Origin of the sequence: Ottowia caeni (assembly GCF_050821495.1) — a bacterium.
Lineage (GTDB): Bacteria > Pseudomonadota > Gammaproteobacteria > Burkholderiales > Burkholderiaceae_C > Ottowia > Ottowia caeni.
Map to the genome: position 1 here is coordinate 2,209,368 of NZ_CP151080.1, position 20,766 is coordinate 2,230,133.

The 20,766-nt window shown below is 60.5% G+C and carries 21 protein-coding genes and 1 pseudogene; 12 read left to right on the forward strand and 10 right to left on the reverse strand.

Annotation, left to right across the window (positions count from 1 at the left end):
- Positions 1-4 precede the first annotated feature (4 nt).
- From AAAK34_RS10700 to cobO, 3 genes are read left to right on the forward strand one after another with little or no spacing between them, the layout of a single operon-like run.
- Positions 5-1,012: an iron ABC transporter permease gene (locus AAAK34_RS10700; protein ID WP_231693030.1), complete on the forward strand. Its 1,008-nt coding sequence runs from the start codon at positions 5-7 to the stop codon at positions 1,010-1,012.
- Entirely contained in the window at positions 1,009-1,821 is an 813-nt protein-coding gene (locus AAAK34_RS10705) for an ABC transporter ATP-binding protein (protein WP_431777254.1), read from the forward strand. The genes AAAK34_RS10700 and AAAK34_RS10705 overlap by 4 nt, the downstream gene beginning before the upstream one ends.
- On the forward strand, positions 1,811-2,392 hold the full coding sequence (gene cobO / locus AAAK34_RS10710) for a cob(I)yrinic acid a,c-diamide adenosyltransferase (RefSeq protein ID WP_231693031.1): 582 nt from the start codon (positions 1,811-1,813) through the stop codon (positions 2,390-2,392). Before AAAK34_RS10705 ends, cobO begins: the two co-directional genes overlap by 11 nt.
- A 2-nt stretch (positions 2,393-2,394) precedes the next feature.
- Here the strand turns inward: cobO and nth are convergent, their stop codons facing one another.
- Positions 2,395-3,030, reverse strand: a complete 636-nt coding sequence (nth, locus tag AAAK34_RS10715; protein ID WP_231693032.1) for an endonuclease III — start codon at positions 3,028-3,030, stop codon at positions 2,395-2,397.
- Between the two features lie 143 nt (positions 3,031-3,173).
- On the opposite strand from nth, the gene AAAK34_RS10720 reads away from it, so the two are divergent.
- From AAAK34_RS10720 to AAAK34_RS10750, 7 genes are all read left to right on the forward strand, one after another.
- On the forward strand, positions 3,174-4,364 hold the full coding sequence (locus AAAK34_RS10720) for a PLP-dependent aminotransferase family protein (protein WP_231693344.1): 1,191 nt from the start codon (positions 3,174-3,176) through the stop codon (positions 4,362-4,364).
- 51 nt (positions 4,365-4,415) lie between these two features.
- Complete coding sequence (locus AAAK34_RS10725; protein WP_231693033.1) at positions 4,416-4,745, forward strand: hypothetical protein; 330 nt, start codon at positions 4,416-4,418, stop codon at positions 4,743-4,745.
- A 5-nt stretch (positions 4,746-4,750) separates the two neighbouring features.
- The gene (gene trxC / locus AAAK34_RS10730) at positions 4,751-5,200 is read left to right on the forward strand and encodes a thioredoxin TrxC (protein WP_231693034.1); all 450 of its coding nucleotides are present in this window, start codon (positions 4,751-4,753) and stop codon (positions 5,198-5,200) included.
- A gap of 66 nt (positions 5,201-5,266) precedes the next feature.
- Positions 5,267-6,280: a sigma-54 interaction domain-containing protein gene (locus tag AAAK34_RS10735; protein ID WP_431778016.1), complete on the forward strand. Its 1,014-nt coding sequence runs from the start codon at positions 5,267-5,269 to the stop codon at positions 6,278-6,280.
- Positions 6,281-6,441: 161 nt separating this feature from the next.
- Positions 6,442-7,803, forward strand: coding sequence for an acyclic terpene utilization AtuA family protein (locus AAAK34_RS10740; RefSeq protein WP_231693035.1), 1,362 nt, complete (start codon positions 6,442-6,444; stop codon positions 7,801-7,803).
- Between the two features lie 14 nt (positions 7,804-7,817).
- A complete protein-coding gene (locus AAAK34_RS10745; RefSeq protein WP_231693036.1) occupies positions 7,818-8,141 on the forward strand; it encodes a DUF4387 domain-containing protein in 324 nt (107 codons plus the stop codon).
- Positions 8,142-8,182: 41 nt separating this feature from the next.
- Positions 8,183-9,157, forward strand: coding sequence for a tripartite tricarboxylate transporter substrate binding protein (locus AAAK34_RS10750; protein ID WP_231693037.1), 975 nt, complete (start codon positions 8,183-8,185; stop codon positions 9,155-9,157).
- Positions 9,158-9,174: 17 nt separating this feature from the next.
- Here AAAK34_RS10750 and AAAK34_RS10755 read toward each other — a convergent pair whose 3' ends face one another.
- The 3 genes from AAAK34_RS10755 to AAAK34_RS10765 form a co-directional block, all read right to left on the reverse strand.
- Positions 9,175-9,690: an META domain-containing protein gene (locus AAAK34_RS10755; RefSeq protein ID WP_431777255.1), complete on the reverse strand. Its 516-nt coding sequence runs from the start codon at positions 9,688-9,690 to the stop codon at positions 9,175-9,177.
- A gap of 174 nt (positions 9,691-9,864) precedes the next feature.
- Positions 9,865-11,277, reverse strand: a complete 1,413-nt coding sequence (locus AAAK34_RS10760) for a putative bifunctional diguanylate cyclase/phosphodiesterase (RefSeq protein WP_431777256.1) — start codon at positions 11,275-11,277, stop codon at positions 9,865-9,867.
- A 100-nt stretch (positions 11,278-11,377) separates the two neighbouring features.
- Positions 11,378-13,330, reverse strand: a complete 1,953-nt coding sequence (locus tag AAAK34_RS10765; RefSeq protein WP_431777257.1) for an MASE3 domain-containing protein — start codon at positions 13,328-13,330, stop codon at positions 11,378-11,380.
- A 572-nt stretch (positions 13,331-13,902) separates the two neighbouring features.
- Here AAAK34_RS10765 and AAAK34_RS10770 point away from each other — a divergent pair.
- On the forward strand, positions 13,903-14,082 hold the full coding sequence (locus tag AAAK34_RS10770; RefSeq protein ID WP_431777258.1) for a hypothetical protein: 180 nt from the start codon (positions 13,903-13,905) through the stop codon (positions 14,080-14,082).
- 94 nt (positions 14,083-14,176) lie between these two features.
- On the opposite strand, the gene AAAK34_RS10775 is transcribed toward AAAK34_RS10770, so the two are convergent.
- The 6 genes and pseudogenes from AAAK34_RS10775 to AAAK34_RS10800 form a co-directional block, all read right to left on the reverse strand.
- Positions 14,177-15,199, reverse strand: a complete 1,023-nt coding sequence (locus AAAK34_RS10775; RefSeq protein ID WP_231693041.1) for a 2-oxoglutarate and iron-dependent oxygenase domain-containing protein — start codon at positions 15,197-15,199, stop codon at positions 14,177-14,179.
- A 130-nt stretch (positions 15,200-15,329) separates the two neighbouring features.
- On the reverse strand, positions 15,330-16,217 hold the full coding sequence (locus tag AAAK34_RS10780; protein WP_431777259.1) for an ABC transporter permease: 888 nt from the start codon (positions 16,215-16,217) through the stop codon (positions 15,330-15,332).
- 340 nt (positions 16,218-16,557) lie between these two features.
- Positions 16,558-17,034, reverse strand: a pseudogene (locus tag AAAK34_RS10785) (ABC transporter ATP-binding protein); the annotation flags it as partial.
- A gap of 59 nt (positions 17,035-17,093) precedes the next feature.
- Entirely contained in the window at positions 17,094-17,489 is a 396-nt protein-coding gene (locus tag AAAK34_RS10790) for a helix-turn-helix domain-containing protein (RefSeq protein ID WP_231693044.1), read from the reverse strand.
- Positions 17,474-18,505, reverse strand: a complete 1,032-nt coding sequence (locus AAAK34_RS10795) for an adenosine deaminase (protein ID WP_431777260.1) — start codon at positions 18,503-18,505, stop codon at positions 17,474-17,476. Before AAAK34_RS10795 ends, AAAK34_RS10790 begins: the two co-directional genes overlap by 16 nt.
- Positions 18,506-18,516: 11 nt before the next feature.
- The gene (locus AAAK34_RS10800; RefSeq protein WP_231693045.1) at positions 18,517-19,683 is read right to left on the reverse strand and encodes an ABC transporter substrate-binding protein; all 1,167 of its coding nucleotides are present in this window, start codon (positions 19,681-19,683) and stop codon (positions 18,517-18,519) included.
- Positions 19,684-19,997: 314 nt separating this feature from the next.
- On the opposite strand from AAAK34_RS10800, the gene AAAK34_RS10805 reads away from it, so the two are divergent.
- Positions 19,998-20,726, forward strand: a complete 729-nt coding sequence (locus AAAK34_RS10805; RefSeq protein WP_231693046.1) for an HAD-IA family hydrolase — start codon at positions 19,998-20,000, stop codon at positions 20,724-20,726.
- The last annotated feature ends 40 nt before the right edge of the window (positions 20,727-20,766 follow it).

Consider the following 20,766-nt stretch of genomic DNA (forward strand, 5'->3'; position numbering starts at 1 on the left):
TCCAGTGACTTCGGCGTCAACCCAGGGTGTGCGTTCGCGTGCAGCCTGGCTTGCGTTGGCGCTGTTGGTCTTGTCGCTGCTGGCGCTTGTCGTGGGCGCTGGTGTGGGAAGCACCGGGTTTGAGAGCGTGCTGCGAGCGCGCCATGATCCGGTGGCTTGGCAGATCATTGCCGAGGTCCGCTTGCCGCGTACCTTGGGGGCCTGGCTAGCGGGCGCTTTGCTGGGTTTGGCCGGGGCGGTGGCACAGGGTCTGTTTCGCAACCCTCTGGCCGACCCTTTCCTTCTTGGCAGCGCTTCCGGCGCCATGCTCGCGGTCGCTATCTCGCTGGCGTTGCTGGGCGGATCCCTGACCGCGGGCCACTGGGTAGGCAAGCTCGGCCTCACGGGGGCAGCTTTCATCGGAGCGCTGGGCGGAGTGCTGTTGACCCTCCTGCTGGCTCAGGGCGTGCAGCAGACGCTGCGACTCTTGCTGGCCGGGGTGGTGGTCGGTTATGTGCTGGGAGCCCTCAAAGATCTGGTCACCCTCGCGGCCCCAGACGTTCTCACCGCCATGGTGGGGTTTGCTTTGGGCAATACCGGTTTTATTGGCTGGAATTCCTGCGCTGTGATGGCCGCCGTGTTGTTTCCGATCATGGGGTTGGCGTGGGGGCTGTCCCGCGTACTGGATGGTCTGAGCCTGGGTGAGGCTACTGCGCAGAGCCTTGGCCTGCCACTGGCGTCCATGCGTGCGGCGCTGGTGGGTGTGCTGGCGCTGGCTACGGGCACAGCGGTGGCTCAGGCGGGTTTGATTGGTTTCGTCGGGTTGGCGGCACCTCACCTGGTGCGTCCGCTGGCGCGTGTGACGCATGGCCCGCTGGTGCTGCTGGCCGCCATGATGGGGGGGCTGCTGTTGATGCTGGCAGACATTGCGGCCCGAGCACTGATCTGGCCACAGGAGTTGCCAGTGGGTGTGCTGACGGCCGTGCTGGGTGGCAGCTACCTGCTGTGGCTGATGTACCGGAGAACTCGATGAAGGTGCAATCCAGCCCAGGCGCGGCAGCTTTGTCCCTGAACTCCATGGCTACACGAATCTCCGGACACCGGATTCTGAGAGGCATTGAGCTGACGCTCCCAACCGGCCGCTGGACGAGTATTGTCGGCCCCAATGGTGCCGGAAAATCCACGTTGCTGCGCGTGTTGGCGGGCCTGCTGCCGACTGAGGGAGTGGTTTGCTTACTCGGCCACCCCATGGCGCACTGGCCCAGACGAGAGCGTGCGGGGCGCCTGGCGTGGCTGGGGCAGGGCGAACCCGGTGGTGAAGATCTGACAGCTTATGACGTGGCCTTGCTGGGCCGCCTGCCTCACCGTGCATGGCTGGCGCCACCTTCTCCAGAAGATCATGCCGCCGTGGCGCGCGCATTGCATGCCACCCAGGTGTGGGATTTGCGTGAACGGCGCCTTGGTGACCTCTCAGGCGGCGAGCGTCAGCGCGTGCTGCTGGCGCGCGCTCTGGCCGTCGATGCGCCCATTTTGCTTATGGATGAGCCCTTGGCTCACCTCGACCCTCCACACCAGGCCGACTGGATGGCCATTGTCCGTGAACTGGTGGCAGCAGGGGGCACCGTGATCAGCGTGCTGCATGAGCTGTCAGTTGCGTTGCAGGCAGACGACCTGCTGATTGTGCAAGAGGGCAGCATCCTTCACCACGGGCCTTGCGCCGACCCCTTAACCCACGCAGCCTTGCAGGCTGCATTTGATGATCGTGTCGCCATCCATGCCCTTCAGGAGGGCTGGGTGGCATTGCCGCGCATTTCGCGGAAGAAGGACTCCCATGCAAATTGAAACACCACCCACAGAAAAACGTTATGAGCGGCCAGAAGGTGAGCGCCGAGGCTTGATCATCGTGAATACCGGTGACGGCAAAGGCAAGAGTACGGCCGCCTTTGGGTTGGCCTTGCGGGCGTTTGGTCGGCAGCATGTGCACGGCAAGCAGGTTGTGATTTTTCAGTTCATGAAGGTGCCGACGGCCCGCTTTGGCGAGCACCGGATGTTCGAACAGATCGGCTTGCCCATTGAAGGCCTGGGCGACGGTTTTTCGTGGAAAAGCAAGGATCTGGAGCATTCCGCTCAACTGGCCCGGGAGGGCTGGGACAAAGCCAGGAAGGCCATCCTGGGTGGGGAGCACTTTCTGGTGGTGCTTGATGAGATCACTTACCCGTTGATCTACGGCTGGCTGCCGCTGGAAGATGTGCTTGAAACTTTGAAGCAACGGCCTGCCGATGTCCACGTTTGCCTGACTGGGCGGCGCTGCCCGCAGGAAATCATCGACCTGGCTGACACTGTGACTGAAATGGCACTCATCAAGCACGCTTTCAAGGCGGGAGTGCCGGCCCAGCGTGGCATAGAGGACTGATCTCAGTTCTTTGTTTTAGGCGTGAACTTGCATTCCGCCGCAACCACGCAGCGCCAGCACTGCGGTTTGCGCGCCAAGCAGACATACCGGCCCAGCAGGATCAGCCAGTGGTGCGCGTGATCCATGTATTTGGTCGGAACTCGCTTGAGAAGCTTGAGTTCCACCTCCAGCGGAGTCTTGCCCGGTGCCAGGCCGGTGCGATTGCCAATGCGGAAGATGTGCGTATCCACCGCCATGGTGGGTTCCCCGAAGGCCACATTGAGCACCACATTGGCAGTCTTGCGACCAACCCCTGGCAGGGCTTCCAGTTCTTCACGTGTGCGCGGAACCTCTCCGCCGTGCTGCTCGATCAAGATGCGGCAGGTTTCCAGCAGGTGGCGAGCTTTGCTTCGATAAAGCCCGATCGTCTTGATGTAGCTCTCCAGCCCGTCCTGCCCCAGAGCTAGGATTTTCTGGGGTGTATTTGCCACTGGAAAAAGCAGGCGCGTTGCTTTGTTGACACCGACATCGGTGGCCTGTGCTGAAAGCAGCACCGCTGTGAGCAACTCGAAGGCGCTAGTGAATTCCAGTTCAGTCGCGGGTTCAGGGTTGGCCGCCTGCAAGGCAGCAAAGAAACGATCTATCTGGGCCGGATTCATCTGTGGGGAGGGGTTGCTTCAATTTACTGCGCCAATCTTGCCATGAACCGCAGAGAGGGAAGCGACTCCAGTTTGGACGCGCCGCATTGCAGCGACAATAGACGCACTTTGAACCAAGAGCTTCCGTTATGCCGAACTCACTATTGCCTCTAGCCCAACGCCTTGACAACGTAGAAACATCCGCCATTCGCGAGCTCTTCAAGCTGCTGGGCAAGCCAGGCATCATCAGTTTTGCCGGAGGCTTTCCGGACAGCGCCATGTTCGATGTTTCCGGTATCACCGAGGCCGTGAACAAGGCACTGGCGGAGGAGCCAGGCGCCGCCTTGCAATACGGCGCCACAGAGGGGTATGAGCCACTACGTAAGCAACTGGCAGAATTCATGGCGCAAAAAGGCGTCGTGAACGTGGCACCTGAGCAGCTTATCGTCACTACGGGTAGCCAGCAAGCGCTCGATTTGCTCGGAAAAACACTGGTCGACCCTGGCAGCAAGGTCATTGTGGAAGGCCCCACCTTCCTGGCCACCATTCAGTGTTTCCGCCTCTATGGTGCAGACCTTGTCAGCGCCCCTATAGACGCTGATGGCGTGCAAGTGGACGCGCTGGAAGAGCTCATCAAACAACACAAACCCCGGTTCGTTTACCTGATTCCCACCTTCGGCAACCCTAGCGGCGCCATGCTGAGCCTGGAGCGGCGCAAGCGCGTGCTGGAATTGGCGGTGCAGTACCAGACCTTGATTGTTGAAGACGACCCGTATGGCGATCTGTATTTTGACGCCCCGCCGCCCCCCAGTCTGCTGGCCCTCAGCCACGAGGTGCCTGGCAGCCGCGACTGGCTGGTGCATTGCGGCTCGCTAAGCAAGGTGCTCAGCCCGGGCCTGCGCGTGGGCTGGATGGTCGGTCCTGCCGAATTGCTGGGCAAGGCCGTCATGTGCAAGCAATTCAGCGATGCGCACACCAGTACCTTCGCACAGGCCACCGCAGCCCAGTATCTGGCCGGGGGCCATATGCCAGCCACTTTGGCGAGGGTGCGGCAGGTGTATGGCTCGCGCGCGCAGGCCATGTGCGATGCTCTGAGCAGCGAGATGGGTGCCTCCATTGACTTCGTGGCTCCCCAAGGCGGGTTGTTCGTCTGGGCACGGCTGACCGGGGCTGGCGGCAAAATCTCGGACGGTGCCGCCTTCGCACGTCAGGCCATTGAAAAGGGTGTCGCCTTCGTGCCCGGTGCGCCTTTTTATTGCGCCAACCCTGATCACAGCACGCTGCGCCTGTCGTTTGCTACCGCAGACGAAGACCGCATACGCGAAGGGATTGGGCGCTTAGCGCAGGCGCTCTGAGATTGAGGGCATTCCTCTTGTATTCACGCGGCCAGTCCCCAACTGCGTCGCATGAAGACATTGCAAACCCCCACCCAAACGACAGCCGTCCTGGCCCAGTTGCTGGAACGGTTGGATGCAAGCCGCGTGTCGGTTGATGCGCACCAATACCGCACCGTTGTTGAGCGTCTTTCCCAAGACTTGAGCAATGCTGAGGTCGACTGGAGCACCTTGCTGGCGCAAAGTCCTGCCGCGACGCAGATCTACGAAAACCTGCATTACGCAGAGGCTGGCCTGTGCCGTTCGCCCCTGGAGCTCGCCGCAGCCACCGAGTTGACGGCTCGCGAAGCCATAGAACGCGCGCGGCGGCGCAGCGAACCCGAAGCGCCCACAGGAGCGTAGCCAAGATGAGCGAGCCATTACATATTGTCTGCCCGCATTGCGCCACTACCAATCGGGTGCAGCCAGACCAGCTCGCCAGTCATCCTGATTGCGGCAAGTGCCACCAGCCACTCTTTGAGGGCAGCCCGGCCGAGTTGGACGACGCGGCTGCATTCGAGAAGCACCTGACGCGCAGCCAGATTCCGCTTCTGGTCGATTTTTGGGCGCCTTGGTGCGGCCCGTGTCGCATGATGGCTCCCGCCTATCAGCAGGCTGCTGCGCAATTGGAGCCGTACATTCGCGTCGCCAAGGTTAATACAGAAGCCGCGCAAGCGCTGGGTGCCCGCTTCAATATTCGCAGCATCCCTACGCTCGCGCTATTTGTGGGCGGGCGCGAGGTGACCAGACAGGCCGGCGCCATGACCAATCCCGCGCAAATTGTGCAGTGGGTGAAAGCCAATCTGCCAAGGGGATGACCGGCAGGATGCGCCTTATGGCTTGGCTTGGACGCCGATCCCAAGCTAAGGCTGTATCCTTTGAGCGTGAAACGCCCAGAACATCTATCTCTCCTCTCCCGTGCCCTGATCGGTGAGCACCCGTCAATCATTCGCCTTCGCCAGCTGATTGACCGCGTAGGCAAGAGCAAGGCCAGAACGATCTTGATCTATGGCGAAACCGGCACGGGAAAGGGTTTAGTCGCGCGTCTGCTCCACGAGGCTTCCAGCCGGGCGGGGGCGCCCTTCGTGGACATCAACTGCGCGGCGATTCCTGGGCCGCTGCTCGAATCGGAATTGTTCGGGCATGAAAAGGGATCATTCACAGGCGCGGTGGGTCACAAGCAAGGTTTGATTGAGGCCGCCGATGGTGGCACTGTCTTCCTCGACGAAGTTCGAGAGCTTGAGCCTGTGATGCAGGCCAAGCTCCTCACTCTGCTCGACACAAGCCGTTTCAGGCGCGTTGGCGCGGTTCGATCCACCGAGGTGGACGTACGCTTCATTGCAGCTACTAACAAGATCCTGCTGGGCGAGGTTAAAGCAGGCGCGTTTCGCGATGATCTGTACTACAGACTACAGGTCGTGGCCATCAATATACCGCCGCTCAGGGAGCGTGGTGACGACATTCTGATGCTGGCGCATGCGCATCTTGAGGCATGCAACCGGGTGCACGGGAGCAGCATGACCAAGTTTGAACCTGAGGTAGAGGACGTTTTTCGAAAGTATTCCTGGCCCGGCAATGTACGTGAACTGGAAAACATGATCGAGCGCATTTGCTTGCTCGAGGAGGGGCACACGGTGCGGTTGGATCACTTGCCTGACCGCATCATCAGAGAAACACGCAGGCGGACTGCAGCATCCGCTCTACCTGACACAGTTGCCATTGGAAAAGGCTATCACGCTGCCACGGCCGAATACCAGAAGAACCTGATCCGCGAGGCACTGATGATTGCTCACGGTAACCTGGGCAATGCTGCGGCCCGCCTGGAACTGACCCGCCACGCCTTGCGCCACCAAATGCTCAAGTTCGGGCTGGCGCCCGGAGATGAACCAGATGCGTGAATAATGTGTTCATGCGTGTAAATTTACGCGCATTTCACCTCTCTCTGTATAAGAGAAGATTTTTTAAGTTATTGTTTTATAAGAATAATATTTATTTTTTTCATTTGGCACGCATGCTGCAATAACACTCGCATTCGAAACAACGAAGCGAGAAAGGCAGCATGGACTCCCTTAAGATCATTTGCCCTAATGGGCACCTTGGATTTGCGCCACTGAGAACCGAGAGCTTTCAGATTGGCGTGCAAGCCTCTCCTGATTACATCGCGGCGGACTCTGGCAGCGACGACGTGGGCCCCGTTCCGCTGGGCTCAGATACATCCACCAGCCCCCAGGCTTGGCAGCGCCAGGATCTGGAGCATATGCTGCTGGCCTCTCGCAAGCTCGGCGTACCCATGATCATCGGCTCGGCTGGCGACACGGGCAGCAACAGCCGGGTGGACATGTATGTCACCATCATCAAGGAGCTCGCGCTGAAACACGGCCTGCCGAAGTTCCGCCTGGGCTATTTTTATTCAGAGGTCAGCAACAAAGAACTGCGTTCCCGCATGGCAAAAGGCTCCGTGATTCGGGGTCTTGATGGGTTCGCTGACCTTACCCTGAGCGAACTGGATGCCACTGACCGCATTGTCGCCATGGCGGGCGTTCACCCCTACATGCACTTGCTGAAGCAAGGTGCTGACGTCATCATTGGGGGGCGTAGCTCTGATGCCGCCGTGTTTGCTGCACCTGCGTTGCACCACGGCTTCCCTGAGGATCGTGCTTATTATTTGGGCAAGGTGCTGGAATGCGCCTCCTTCTGTGCAGAGCCCTATGGTGGCAAAGAAACCGTGATGGGTGAGATCTCGCAAGACGATGTGCGTGTCACGGCCATGCATCCGGAGCAGCGCTGCACCATTGCCTCAGTCTCAGGCCATGCCATGTATGAGCGCTCCAACCCCTACGAGGAGTTCTTCGCCGGTGGCAAGCTCGACATGACGCACTGCAATTACGAGCAGATCAGCGAGCGAACCACACGCATTACCGGCTCCCGCTTCCTGCCTGACGCCAAAATCAAGGTCAAGTTAGAAGGTGCCGGCAAAGTAGGCGAGCGATATGTCGGAATTTGCGGCATTCGCGATCCATACACGGTGGCTAATGTGGACGCCGTGATTGGATGGGCGCGTGATCAGGTCAAGGCGCGGTTCGGCACCGAAGGCTATAGCCTGCACTACAACGTTTATGGCCGCGACGGCGTCATGGGCGTCCTGGAGCCTCTGCGCGACAAGCCCGGGCATGAACTGTGTGTCATGGTGCAAGGCGTGGCACCCACACGCGAAATGGCCGAGGAAGTGACCATGATCGGCCTGCGCCAGATGTTCTATGCCCGCCTGCCTGATGTCAAGGGAACTGCAGGTTCCGTGGCTTTCCCGCTGGACGAAGTTCTGCACGCCAGTGCCGCCTATCGCTGGACGCTGAACCACACCGTTGAGGTCGACGACCCGATGGAGCTCTTTCCTACCCACATGACCGAAGCCGGCGTTTGAACGAGGTACCCCAGATGACCCAAGCAGCAAAATTGAGCGAACTGGCCAAGACGATCCGCAGCAAGAACGCGGGTGTCAACAAAATCACCTTTGACATTATTTTCCGTGAGCCGCAAGTTTACGAGCGAGTGAAGCGTTCTGGGGCGATCAATCGGCAGAGCATGGCTGATCTCTACCGTTTAGATCCCGCACGTATCAGCGATTTCGTGGAGTACGACCCGGGCTTGGCGATCAAGTTCACGATTTACCGAGAGCGGCCCAGCGGAAGCGCTGGCGACGGAGATATCTTTGGCGCGCAGCAATATGCTCCATTGCTCGACGTCATGATCCCCGGCTGAAACCTGATATCCACCGTTTAAATTTTACAGAGGAGACCACCATGTCAGTTTCACTAGTACGCCGCCTGCTTGTACTTGCCGCCGGAAGCCTTCCGTTGATCGGCTTGGCCCAAGTAGAAGGGCCCAAGCTACCCGCCATGATGAAGATCGTCGTGCCGTTTTCAGCCGGTGCCAGCAACGATGCCATGGCGCGGGCGATCGCTCCATTGTTGTCCAGGCGTCTAGGCAACACCGTCATCGTTGAAAACAAGCCGGGTGCGGCGGGCGTGATCGGCGCCGACTACGTGGCCAAGAGCCCGGCTGACGGTTCGGTGCTGTTGCTGACTTCGTCAACTTTCCTGACGGCGGCGGCCACTCAGATAAAAATGCCCTATGACCCGGTCACGGCGTTCGCGCCGGTCTCGATCATTGGCGACGGACCCATGCTTCTGGCTGTGAGTGCGGCGACGCCAGCAAAGTCTATTGAAGAGTTGATTGCGCTGGCCAAGGCGAAGCCAGGTACGCTGACCTACGGGACCTCGGGTACAGGCTCCATTGCTCATCTGGCCAGCGAAATGCTGGCCGATGCCGGGCAGTTCAAAATGACGCACGTTCCCTATAAAGGGGCGGCCAATGCCTTGATGGATATGGCGGGTGGTCAGATCAACATGATGATCTCGAACTACACCTCAGTGGTTTCACAGATCAAATCAGGGAAAGTGCGTGCGCTGGCCGTGACGTCTGCGCAGGCCAACCCGGCATTCCCTGATCTTCCGCCCATCTCCAGCGCGGTGCCCGGTTTCGCTGCCAACATCTGGGTGGCCATACTCGCGCCTGCAGCCACCCCGCCAGCTCTCGTTGCGCGCCTGAATCAGGAGCTTTCCGAGATCGCCAAAGCACCAGAAGTGCGGGCACTGCTCGAACCCGACGGCGCAACGTCCATGTCACTCTCGCCGGCAGAAGTGTCTCAAAGGGTCAAGAGCGACCTGGCCCTTTGGAAGAAAATCGCAGTCGAGAAGAAGATCGTGGCTGAGTAGGAGGTTGAGGCAGGCTCCTAGTATCTTTGATTTTGAGGGGCGGGTGTGCCGGCAAATTCCCAGCGGCTGCCGTCAGCAAAGCGAAGTACCAGGTTCGGCGCTGCACCCCCAGAAAAATCAAATCGCTGCACCTGTGGCAACTGCGTGGTCATGCGTTGTTCCAGGGTCATCAGGTCGCGGTCCACGCAGGCTCGCTTGGTGGACATGGGAACGCTGATCTCCAGATGCCCATCTTTTAGTGTGTAGTTGGCACCTATCATGTTGCATAGGTTCTGAAGCGACACCTTTTGGGCGTCAAACTGCAGCCTTGGCGCCGGCTGCCCGCTTGAATTTTTGTGCGGCATGGCTTGGCCTTGGCTATCGTAGGCAGCCTTCAAGTCCCAGAAGTAGGCCTGCAGTTGCTTCGATGCCTCGGCTGAAGAAGGTGCGGACACCATGGGGGCTCCTTGCGGCATGCTGACGCAAGCCGTCATCAATGCTGCCAATGTGAAGGCAGGCAGTGTTTTGAACACGCTGTGAAGGAGAGGGCGCATGGGCAGATGTTGTAGTTTCGAGAATGCCCACAATACCTCAACATACCCTCTAGCCAAGTAGGAGAGATGCTCATTTACCTCATTGCCGTTCGACCGAACCTTAGTCAGAACGGCGCTGAGGTTGCTTGGCCGGATCAATATTGGCCTGATTCGCTACTGCGAAATAGCGGCGGGTCAGTGCGCTGGTGGCGTAGGGCTGCCCGTGTCAGCTACCCTGTCTGCCGCAGCCTCCGTAGAAGATTTTCCGGAGACAGGGCTGTTAAGCTGTCGCGCAAACGCCTCAAAGTCCTCGGGAGCAAGGGGACGTGCAAAGAAGTATCCCTGGATCTCGTCGCAGCCGGCGGTTCGCAGTAATTCCATCTGTTCCTGCGTTTCTACACCTTCAGCAATCGCGCTGATGTCCAGGGCATGAGCCATGTTGACGATGGCGGTGACAATGGCCAGATCACTCTTGTTAATGGTCAGATCCCGAATGAAAGACTGGTCGATTTTCAGCTTGTCAAGCGAGTATCGCTTCAGGTAGCTCATTGATGAGTAGCCGGTGCCAAAATCGTCGATCGACACGCGAAAACCCATCTTGTGCAATTTTTGAATCTTGTTGCCGGCCCCAACAGGATCCCGCAAGGCCACAGCTTCCGTGAGCTCAATCTCTAGCCGCTGCGGCTGCACATCGTGTTTCTTCACGATGCGGTCCAACTGATCTAGCAAGTCAGGTTGTGCGAACTGAATGGCGGAAAAATTTATCGCGACAAAGTTCACATCTAGCCCCGAATCGTGCCAACTGCGCCATTGTTTGACCACCTGCTCTATAACCCACAAACCTATTTCTACGATGGCTCCCGTCTGTTCAGCCAAAGGAATGAATTCAGCCGGGGAAAGTGGCCCCCATTTTGGGTGATTCCATCGCAGTAGAGCCTCTGCCCCCGCAAGGCTCTGGTTGCGCAGAGTGCACTGAGGCTGGTACACCATGTGCAATTCACCCCGCTGCGCGGCCAGGCGTAGATCAGCCGCCAGCTCCAGGGATCTCTGGCTGTGGGCTTGCATGTCTGGAGCGAAAAAGCGAAAGCCGTTGCGTCCTTCTTCCTTCACGCGGCGCATGGCCGACTCGGCAGCTGTGGTCAGCAGGCTGGGGCTCACTGCATCATCAGGGTAAGTTGCAATGCCCACGGAGGCGCTCAACAGCAGACTGCTGCCGTTGACCACCATACTTTGCTGAAGATTCCTCAAGGCATTCTGCGCCAGCAAGGCCAGTGCAGATTGATCAGCACCTGATACCACCGCTGCGAAACTGTCGCCTGAGTATCGGCCCAGTATGGCCGGAGGAGGAAAGGCTTGACGTAGACGCTTGGAGCACTTCAGCAGTACCTCGTCGCCGACCGCACGGCCCATGGAGTCGTTCACGGCTTTGAAGTTGTCCAGATTGAACCAGAGCAGAGCCACTTTGCCTTCAGGTTTTTCAACTTGCTCCAGTGCGCCAGAGAGTTGCTCCTCAAAGGCCCGTTTATTGAACAAGCCCGTCAGCGGGTCGAAAGAAGACAACTCCTGAATCCTTTTTTCGGCCAGCTTGCGGGAGGTGACATCCTCCATGTGCGCAACGTAATGAGTCAGCCGATTCGCGTTGTCATGAACAGGGTAGAGAAGCGCCCGCTGTATGTAAATGGATCCGTCTTTATGGCGGTTGGTGAACTCACCTTCCCAAGTCAGGTCCTGGTTCAGTCGCGACCACAGCCCTTGGTAAATCTGCGGGGGTTTCGCCGGATTGGAGTATGTTTGGGTTGCTTCCGAGTACTTCTGATGCGGAGTAGCCGCTCAGTTTGGTAAAGGCCGGGTTCACATACTGGATGCATCTTTCGGCATTTGTAATGATGATTGGAAACGGGCTTTGTTCCAGCGACGTCGATAAGAGATGAATTTCATCATCTTGGCGCTTGCGTTTTACCAGGCCGCACACCTCAGAGGCCAACATGCGCAGGGCATGCACCATGGGTTCGGTGTAGGGGGTGTCGCGCTCGGCCAGGACAAGAATCATGCAAACACGCTTGGCCTCCAGTGCCTGCACGCTAAGCATGGTCCTGGGTGAGGCAGTACCTGACTCGAGTGGTTTGCCGTGTGACCCTTCTGAAAACAACGCACTGCCGGCGTCGTACACCACAGGTTCCGATTGATGCAACGCGTTTGCCCATAGCGCCGTCGTATCTTTGCACCACGCAGGAATCTCTTGTTGACCTTTGCCAAGGAAGGACTCATCTGCATCCCAGGCTACCAGCTCCATTTTGGCCCCGTCTTGAGACACCGAGTGCATGAAGGCCAGCTTGCTGCCCGTAAGTCTGCGTGCGTGATCCAGCGCCAGGCGCAAAACTGTCGCTTCGTCCGTTTCCGACAGCTGTTCTTGAAGGTCTAAAAGCGCCGCGTTGACCTCGGCTTCAAAACGAATGCGCTCTTCTTGCCGAACGGTGGAGGTCACGTCGCGTGACAGCACCAGAAAGCCCTCTGTGCCTCCCGGTAGCAACTGCGGCGCACGTGCTACTGATAGCTCGAAAACATGCGGCCCCTCTGGAACAACGAGTTCAATGCGAGTGCCCCGCGAAATACCATTTTGGTGGGCTTCTTCGATGGCAGCCATGCTGCGCTCCGCCACGTCTTGAGGCAGCATGTCATTCAGATTCCTTCCAGTCGCGTTGGATGGCGGAACCGCCAGTTTTCCAAGCTGAGAGGTGTAGACAGCATGGCACGTGCCCTCTCGGTCGACTTCGAAAAGAATATCGGGCAGCGTCTCCAGAATGGCTCGCTGGCGGGCTTGTGCTGACTGAAGGGCTATGAAGGGGCTCTGTACCGAGTCGACAAACAGGGCCTGATAGAGAACGCCGTAAGCCAGTAGCTTGTAAACGTGCCCCATCAGGTTGTAGACATCGGCGACATCGGTGTAAACGGTGAAGAAAAACTCGCTGATGGCCATGGTCAGGGCCGTTGCGGCCAAGAAGGCTGCACCGAACGCTTCACGATGCCTCAACCGGAGCATGAACCCGAGGCCGGCCAACATGTAGGCAGAAATCAGCGCCAGCTCATACAGTCGCTTGAAAGGCGTCAATCCGGTTTCTGCGTTGAATGTTTCCGGCAAAGCCTCTGGCCAGGCAAGAGTGACCAAATTCGCCAAAGCCACAATCCCCAGCGTAACTGCCAGCGCACCCATGCGGGGTACTCGGTTCAGAATGGGATTCCAACTTTGAGGCCAGAAGGCCAACCAGAGCATGCCCAGTGCTGCCAAGCTGCGAGCAGCAAACCAGAAGTTGATGGACTTTCCAGGACCATTCGGAGTGATGAAGTCGGGCATGCCCTGGAACGACAGGGTGTGACTCAGGTCCAACAGACCAACGCCCAGAAACACCACCCCGGTCAACATAGTTCGCCCATCGTTGCGAAACTTCTGGGTAGTCCAGGATATGCCAAACACCATGGCTGCCACAGCTATGGCGAATACTTCCAGCGTTGTGTGCAATGGGACGTACCCGGCCAAACCTCGCGCTTCATGCGGCTCAGGCAGCCAGAGTGCCCCCATCATGAAAACCAATAGCACTATCAACCAGATACGCATGGAGCGAACCTGGCCTCTATGGCTCGGGTGGACGGAAAAGAATGCCATTGGCTATTTGGTAGTGCGCCAGACCTTGTTTGTCGAATTCGTCTGCAGAACGAAGCATAACAACTTAATTAAGGCGCATGCGCGTGATCAGGGGGCTGGGTGCTATTTGCTAGAGAATAGGGCTGTTCAGGGAGCGAAAAAGGCCGCAAATTGCCGTTGACTCCGTTAGCAACTCGGGATAAATCCGTCTGCAGGGGCAGACATGAACGCAAGAGCGCAAGGAAACGGGCTCGAGGAGGCGAAAAGTGCCTACATGGGACGCTGAATTTCAAGATGCGGAGGCTTCAGAGGGTGTCGCAGAATGGCCTCATTCTTCTTCCCTCTCCCTCCGGGAGAGGGCCAGGGTGAGGGCAGCGGCGCGTGATCTGAGACTGTCTTTGGGCGCGCTCTCTCACCCCAACCCTCTCCCGAAAGGAGAGGGAGCAATGGCCACTTCTGCACAAACCACTTTAACGACACCTCTGGTGCGTGAAATACGCAAAGGGACGAGGAAGAGGCTCGCGCGCCGGTGAGTATTCCAGCAGCTTGTTAGTAGGCTGCTTCAATCCAGTACACGGTCAAGACGAGGCGGATTGGTTGGCTCTGAAAAAGCCAACCAGTTGCTCGATAAGCTGCTGTCCAAGCTGCTGTCTGCCCAGGGTGTGGAGGTGGAGGGCATGGTTGCTGATGCGCCCTTGCAGGTGCCGTGCGCAGCGTCTCGGCACTCCGGGCCGGGGCCAGGGGACGTGCGGGCCTTCCAGTGCTTGTTTTGACACAAGCCCCTGCGGCGGCCTGCACCCGCGCCTTCGCCTGTACCCTGGCGCACCCCGTCACGGGCGCGATCGATGCATTTACAGCTTGTGAGGCTCAGGCCGCCTCGGCCTCCGCCTCCGCCGCTAGCTGTGCCGGCGTCTTGTACTTCTGCACTTCCTTGAAGCGCTTCACGAGGTAGTCGCCTGCGAGCACCTTCTCGTACTTCGCCGGGTTGTCCACCGACTGGCAGCTGGGCAGGCAGGCCACGGGCGTGTGGTACTCTAGGTTGAAGAAGGTGGGGATGGAGAAACGCTCGCGGCCCGTGCGGTTGACCACGCGGTGCGGGTTGGACACATAGCGGTCGTTGGTCCAGACTTTGAACATGTCCCCGAGGTTGACTACCAGCGTGTCCTCGATCCAGGGGGCAGCGATCCACTCGCCGTCGCGCTTGCAAAGTTCAAGGCCACCGATGGGGTCTTGCGCGAGGATGGTGATCATGCCGTAGTCCGTGTGCTTGGCCGCGCCTAGCTCAATGTCGGTGGGCGAGTCCTGCGGCGGGTAGTGGAACAGGCGCGACTGCACCATGGGCTTGTTGCACCATTGGAGGAAAAACTCTTCCTTCTCACCCAGTGCCAGCGCGAACAGGCGCAGCAGCCGCTTGCCCAAGGCCGTGGTGTGGGCGAAGTAGGCTTCGGCCGCTTCCTTCAGCCAGGGCGCTTCGGCGGGCCAGCGGTTGGGGCCGTGCAGCGGCAGGCCGGCCTGGACGTCAGGATCGTCCAGAGGAAGGTCCACGCCCAGTTCGTAGCTTTCCTTCAGGTCGGGCTTGTGGCCCGGGTGCTGCGTGACGCCATAGGGCATGAAACCGCGGCGGAAGCGCTCGTCGATCTTGTCGCGCATGCGCTCTTCCACCGGGAGCGCAAAGTAGCGGCGGGTGGCCTCGAACACACCATCGACCACCGCGCGCGGAATGCCGTGGTTGCGCACATAGAGAAAGCCCGTGCTGGTGCACACGGCGTCGAGCTGGCGCACAAGTTCGTCGGGGGAGCCACCCGCGATCCAGTCGCCCAAGTCGAGCACGGGAACTTCGGTGGCGGAGGCGCGCCGCGGTGCGGCCGTGAAGGGGGATTCTGTCTGCATGATGAGAACTCCTAGGGTTGCGTGGGTGGAGATGCGTGGATCCTTGGCCGTGGCACCAGGTCCATAGTTGGGGGGCTCGGCCGATTGGTACCGGCCCCGTGGTTGAATGCAGGGGTGACCGCCGCTCCGGCTAGGAGCCGCGCGACAGGTCGCTGTGGGTGTCCGTCCAGAAGATCGCTCGTCGCGCGATGAACTGCATGCTCCTGTGCAGGACGATGCCGATGACCGACAGCACGATCAGGATCGCGAACATGCCGGCTGCATCCATCGAGAAGTTGCGCTGCATGATCAGGTAGCCCAGTCCGGCCTGCGCACCGACGAATTCGCCGACGATGGCGCCGATCACGGCCAGCACGATGCCGATGTCCAGCCCCGCGAACACGAAGGGCAGCGCATGCGGCACGCGCACCATGCGGAAGATGTGCCACTGCGAGGCGGTGAAGGCCGTCATTAGGTCGATCTGGTCGCGCGGCGCCGAGCGCAGGCCCACGATGGTGTTCGCGAGCACGGGGAAGAACACTATGGCCGCCGTGATGATGATCTTCGACGTCACGCCGAAGCCGAACCACAACACGAACAGCGGGGCGATCGCCACCTTGGGCATGGTCTGGAAGGCCACGACATACGGGTACAGCACGGCCTCCAGAAGCGTGCTTTGTCCGATGGCCGCGCCCAGCAGCAGGCCCAGCAGGGCCCCGATTACGAAGCCCATCAGGATCTCGTAGAGCGTGACACCGCCATGTGTGACGATCTCGCCCGAAGCCAGGCCCTCGTACAGCGACTGCGCCACGCTCAAGGGCGTGGGGAAGATCAGCTCGGGGACATCGAGCAGCGTCACCAGCAAGTGCCACAGCACTAGCATGGCGACCAGCACGCCGCCTACGAGCAGGTGCTTGCGGCCCGGGGTTAGCCGGCCGTGTTCGTTGGTATCGTCTGGCGGCACCGTGGTGGCGGACGCATCGTAGTGTGTGGGGTTTGTGGCGGTCGGCATGGCCGGACTTCCCTGGATCGCGGCCATCAGTCGAGTCCTCCTGCAGCATTGAGGTTCGCGCGGATGCCTGAGACATAGGCACCGAAGCGGTCGGTGTTGATGAGGTCCAGCGTGCGCTGGGGGGCAGGTCCACGTCGACCACCTGGGTCACGCGACCCGGACGGGGCGACATCACGACCACGCGGTCCCCCAGGAACACGGCCTCGGGAATGCTGTGCGTGACCAACATGATGGTGGCTCCCGTGCGCTCGCGGATCTTGTGCAGTTCGAGGTTCATGTTCTCGCGCGTCATCGCGTCCAGTGCACCGAAGGGCTCGTCCATGAGCAGCAGCAGCGGGTCGTTGACCAGCGCACGGGCGATGCCCACGCGCTGCTGCATGCCACCCGAGAGTTCGTTGGGGTACTTGGTGGCGAAGTTCTCCAGCCCCACGAGTTGCAGGTAATGCTTCGCGCGCGCCAGCGATGTGGCCGCATCACGCCCCTGGACCTCGGCGGGCACAAGCACGTTCTGCAGCACCGTGCGCCATGGCAGCAACACGGGTGCCTGGAACACGACGGCCACGTCGCGCGTGGGTCCGCTCACGGCCCGCCCGCCCAGCAGCACACGCCCGCTGCTGGCACGCTCAAGGCCGGCCAGGATGCGCAGCAGCGTGCTCTTGCCGCAGCCGCTGGGGCCCACGACGGTCACGAACTCACCTTTCTTCACGGGGAAGCTCACGTCGTGCAGGGCGGTGACGGTGCCTCCATCCTTGGAACGGAAGGTCTTGTGCAGGTGCTCGAATGCAAAGGCGGGCGAGGCTTGTGCATTCGCAGCTGTGGGGGGCCTTTCGGCAACTGTTTCCATGGCGTCTTTCAGTGATTTTGGGTGTTCATTCGAGCTTGTCGAGCTCTTCCTTGAGCTGTTCAATGAGGATGGCGGTGATAGGGCTGAAGTTGCGGCCGTCGAACACACATATGCTCAGGGACTGCGGAGCTGGCCCATGAAGCGGCTCGCCCACGCATGTGGCCCTTACGCAGGCCCTTCAGGGATTCGATCTCGGCTCGCACCCGCTCGAACTCGTGGTCGGTCTGGGTTACACATCGCATCAAGCACTCGCCCGCCGCCGTGAGCTTGATGGCAACTCGGCCACGGCTGCGCTCCCGCAGGGGCACACCCACCTCATCCTCTAGCAAGGTAATCTGCCGGCTGATCGCCGAGGCCGCCACGAACAGCCGTTCGGAGGCTGCACGCAGCGAGCCGCTGCGCACCACCTCGGCGAAGTACCGCAGTGCGTTGCCAGGAATCACACGGCGCTCCATTGTTGCGGTGCCAGTGCCGCGAAAGCGTCGAGCCGCGCGACCTCCTCTAGGCGGCGGGCCTGCGGCAGGAAGGAGGCTAGCAGGCTGTTGCGCGCGAGCTGCACCAGCTGCGCGGGAGACCAACCGTAGGCCTGCTGGCATTGCAGGTAGTTGTCGTTGATGTAGCCACCAAAGAATGACGGGTCGTCCGAATTCAATGTCACGCACAGGCCAGCGTCCAGCAGCTTGGGAAGCGCATGTGAGGCCAGGTCTTTCGAGACCTTGAGCCGCAGGTTAGACAGCGGGCACACGGTCAACGGGGTCTGGCTGGCTGCCAGCAGGCGCAGCAGGGCCTCGTCACCAATGCTGGCGTTGCCGTGGTCGATGCGATCCACATGCAGCAGCTCCACCGCCTCACGCACGTAGGCGGCGGGCCCTTCCTCGCCAGCATGCGCCACCACGCGGAAGCCGCGCTCGCGGCACTGCGCGAAGAAGCGCGCGAATTTCGAGGGTGGGTTGCCGACCTCCGCGCCGCCCAGACCGAAGCCCAACAGGTGTTCGCGCCAGGGCATGGCCTGCTCGAACATCTCCAATGCCTCCTCTTCGCTGCGGTGGCGCTGTGCCAGCAGGATCAGCCCGCTGGACAGGCCATCTTCATGCTCGGCGGCCCGCATCGCAGACAACACGCCATCTAGCGCCGTGCCCAACGCCACACCTCGTTCCGTGTGGCCCTGTGGTCCCAGGAACATCTCGGCGTGGATGACCCCGTCGGCATGCGCCCGCTTGAGGTAGGCGCGCGTGACGTCGTGGAAGTCCTGCGCGTTCAAGAGCACGCGGCAGCCGTCGTAGTACAGGTCCAGGAAGCTCTGCAGGTTCTGGAAATCGTACGCGGCGCGCAGGCTGTCCACATCTTTCCAGCGCACCTCCACTCGATTGCGTTCGGCCAACTCAAGGAACAGCTCGGGCTCGATGGAGCCCTCGATGTGCATGTGCAGCTCTGCCTTGGGCAGGGCGGCGATGAAGGCGGCGGGTGTCAAAGCGCCAGCCCTCACAGGCCTGTGCACGCCTTGGCGGCGGCGATGACGGCGTTGCGGTCGAAGCGGTTGATGGCCTCCACGAAGCCGGGCTTGGCGATGAGGAAGCTCTCGGGTGCCACGGTCTTCTTGATCAGGCCTTCTTTCATCATAAAGTCCTGCATGCGGCCGTAGGCAGCCGGATCCATGGCGCCGATGAACTTGCCGCCGTGCATCTCGTGCGCCGCCTTCAGCGTGTCGAGCTGGCTGTTGAGCAGGGCCAAGTCGTTCTTGATCAGCGTAGCCTCGTCCGCGCCCGTGGGCTTGGTGCTGGGGAAGTTCTTCCAGTGGATCTTGAGCGTGCACTCGGGGTTGGTCATCGCAAACAACGTGGCCTTGGCGGCGCCGCGCGCGATGGCCTCCACCATGGCAGGGTCGCTGTCGATGGTTTTCTGCATGGTGCCAAAGGTGAAGTCCGGCAGCTTACGCCACGCGGGGTCGTGCAGCACGCGTAGCTTGGTTCCGGCGTTCTCGAATCCTGTGAGCGCCGAGCCCCAGAACATCAGGGCCTGCACACGGTCGGCGCGCAGTGCCTCTAGCGCCGGTGCACCCGCACCGGTGGCGATAATCGAGGCATCCTTGTCGGGGTCGATGCCATTGGAGCGCAGGTGGCCCTTGAGCAACGGCACGCCGCCCGTCCCAAGGCTGAACACGCCGATCTTCTTGCCCTTGAGGTCCGCCACGGAATTGATGGGACCACTGTCGAGGACGCCGATGCCCCAGTCGATGGCGCCGGTGCCCATCAGGCCGCGCACGGGCAGGTTATTGTCGGTGTTGGCCTGGATCAGGCCGGTGGAGTTGAGCTGCGCGAACTGCACGCCACCTGCCACCATCTGCTGGATGCCCTGCAGTGACCCTCCTACCGTGACCACCTGCACGTCATAACCCTCCTCCTTCCAGTAGCCCAGCGCAATGGGCAGCGTGAGCCATGGATAGGTCACGTTCACCACCTGCGTGCCTAGCGCGATCTTCACTGGCTTGAGAGGTTTGGCGACCTGGGCGTGGGCGGGCGAGACGGCCACAGTGCCTAGCGCAGAGATTGCAAGCAGCAGCGCGGGCAAGGCACGACGCTTGGCACCAAAGGCGTGCACGCCTGCACGCCGATGGGTCACAACGACGCGGGAACGGGACAAAGCGGTCATGGAAAACGGTCCTTTCAAGAGCATTTGCGGTTCACGATAGCACTGAGAAAAGCAGAATAAACATCACAATTTCTAGTCATGTGCTCTAAAAATTAGATCTTTTAAAGTCACTGCGACACTTGGAGAAAAGCAAGCTCCGTGCCTGTTGTGGGCTGTATGGGCAATAGGGCCTGTGGCATCCGCCTCCACCTCCACCCTCGGCACGCTGCGCGACCTCAAGTTCCGCGGGATCTGGGTCAGTTGCCCGAGCGCGGCGAGATCCCGTTCCACAAGATCGGCGCACACTTAAAGCCTTGCGCTATCCTCTCGCAGACATGAATATTTCTGGTTCCCATTCCTTTGCGGCGTTCGATCCTGGCCGTGTGCGCGCAATCACGCTCGACCTGGACGACACGCTCTGGCCCATCTGGCCGACCATTGCCCGTGCCGAGGAGGTGCTGCAGCGCTGGCTGGGCGAGCACGCACCGGCCACAGCGGCTCTGGCCACCGACCGGTCAATGCTGCGGGCCGTGCGTGAGCAGGTGGTGCGGGCACGGTCTGATCTGGCGCACGATCTCAGTGCCCAGCGCCGCGAGAGCATTCGAGTGCTGCTGGAGCGGGCCGGTGACGATCCGGCGCTGGCCGAACCTGCGTTTGAGGTGTTCTTTGCGGAACGTCAGCGGGTGGAGTTGTTTGAGGACGCCATGCCGGCGCTGGAGCGCCTGAGCGCCCGCTACCCCGTGGTGGCGGTGTCCAATGGCAACGCAGACGTGCACCGCGTAGGCATCGGCGGGCACTTCAGGGCGGCCATCAGCGCGCGTGAGTTCGGGGTCGGCAAGCCTGACGCCCGGATCTTTCTGGCGGCGGCCGACGCCGCCGGCGTGGCCCCCGGGCAGGTGCTGCACATCGGAGACGATGCGCACCTGGACGGCGTAGGCGCCCTGCGTGCCGGCATGCAACTGGCCTGGGTCAACCGCACGGATCACATCTGGGAGCACGAGCCTCTACGGCCCCACCTCACCATCAACGATCTGCGTGACCTGTGCCGCGCCTTGTCCATCTGAAAACATCAGACATCTCGAGCTTTACCATTCACTGCACTTC

Coding starts and splice junctions, on each gene's coding strand:
- AAAK34_RS10755 (WP_431777255.1), bottom strand. CDS start 9,690: ATGCGCCCTCTCCTTCACAGCGTGTTCAAAACACTGCCTGCCTTCACA.
- AAAK34_RS10800 (WP_231693045.1), bottom strand. CDS start 19,683: ATGACCGCTTTGTCCCGTTCCCGCGTCGTTGTGACCCATCGGCGTGCA.
- nth (WP_231693032.1), bottom strand. CDS start 3,030: ATGAATCCGGCCCAGATAGATCGTTTCTTTGCTGCCTTGCAGGCGGCC.
- AAAK34_RS10750 (WP_231693037.1), top strand. CDS start 8,183: ATGTCAGTTTCACTAGTACGCCGCCTGCTTGTACTTGCCGCCGGAAGC.
- AAAK34_RS10740 (WP_231693035.1), top strand. CDS start 6,442: ATGGACTCCCTTAAGATCATTTGCCCTAATGGGCACCTTGGATTTGCG.
- cobO (WP_231693031.1), top strand. CDS start 1,811: ATGCAAATTGAAACACCACCCACAGAAAAACGTTATGAGCGGCCAGAA.
- AAAK34_RS10790 (WP_231693044.1), bottom strand. CDS start 17,489: ATGGAGCGCCGTGTGATTCCTGGCAACGCACTGCGGTACTTCGCCGAG.
- trxC (WP_231693034.1), top strand. CDS start 4,751: ATGAGCGAGCCATTACATATTGTCTGCCCGCATTGCGCCACTACCAAT.
- AAAK34_RS10775 (WP_231693041.1), bottom strand. CDS start 15,199: ATGCAGACAGAATCCCCCTTCACGGCCGCACCGCGGCGCGCCTCCGCC.
- AAAK34_RS10760 (WP_431777256.1), bottom strand. CDS start 11,277: ATGGAGGATGTCACCTCCCGCAAGCTGGCCGAAAAAAGGATTCAGGAG.
- AAAK34_RS10745 (WP_231693036.1), top strand. CDS start 7,818: ATGACCCAAGCAGCAAAATTGAGCGAACTGGCCAAGACGATCCGCAGC.
- AAAK34_RS10780 (WP_431777259.1), bottom strand. CDS start 16,217: ATGGCCGCGATCCAGGGAAGTCCGGCCATGCCGACCGCCACAAACCCC.
- AAAK34_RS10765 (WP_431777257.1), bottom strand. CDS start 13,330: ATGGCATTCTTTTCCGTCCACCCGAGCCATAGAGGCCAGGTTCGCTCC.
- AAAK34_RS10725 (WP_231693033.1), top strand. CDS start 4,416: ATGAAGACATTGCAAACCCCCACCCAAACGACAGCCGTCCTGGCCCAG.
- AAAK34_RS10805 (WP_231693046.1), top strand. CDS start 19,998: ATGAATATTTCTGGTTCCCATTCCTTTGCGGCGTTCGATCCTGGCCGT.
- AAAK34_RS10705 (WP_431777254.1), top strand. CDS start 1,009: ATGAAGGTGCAATCCAGCCCAGGCGCGGCAGCTTTGTCCCTGAACTCC.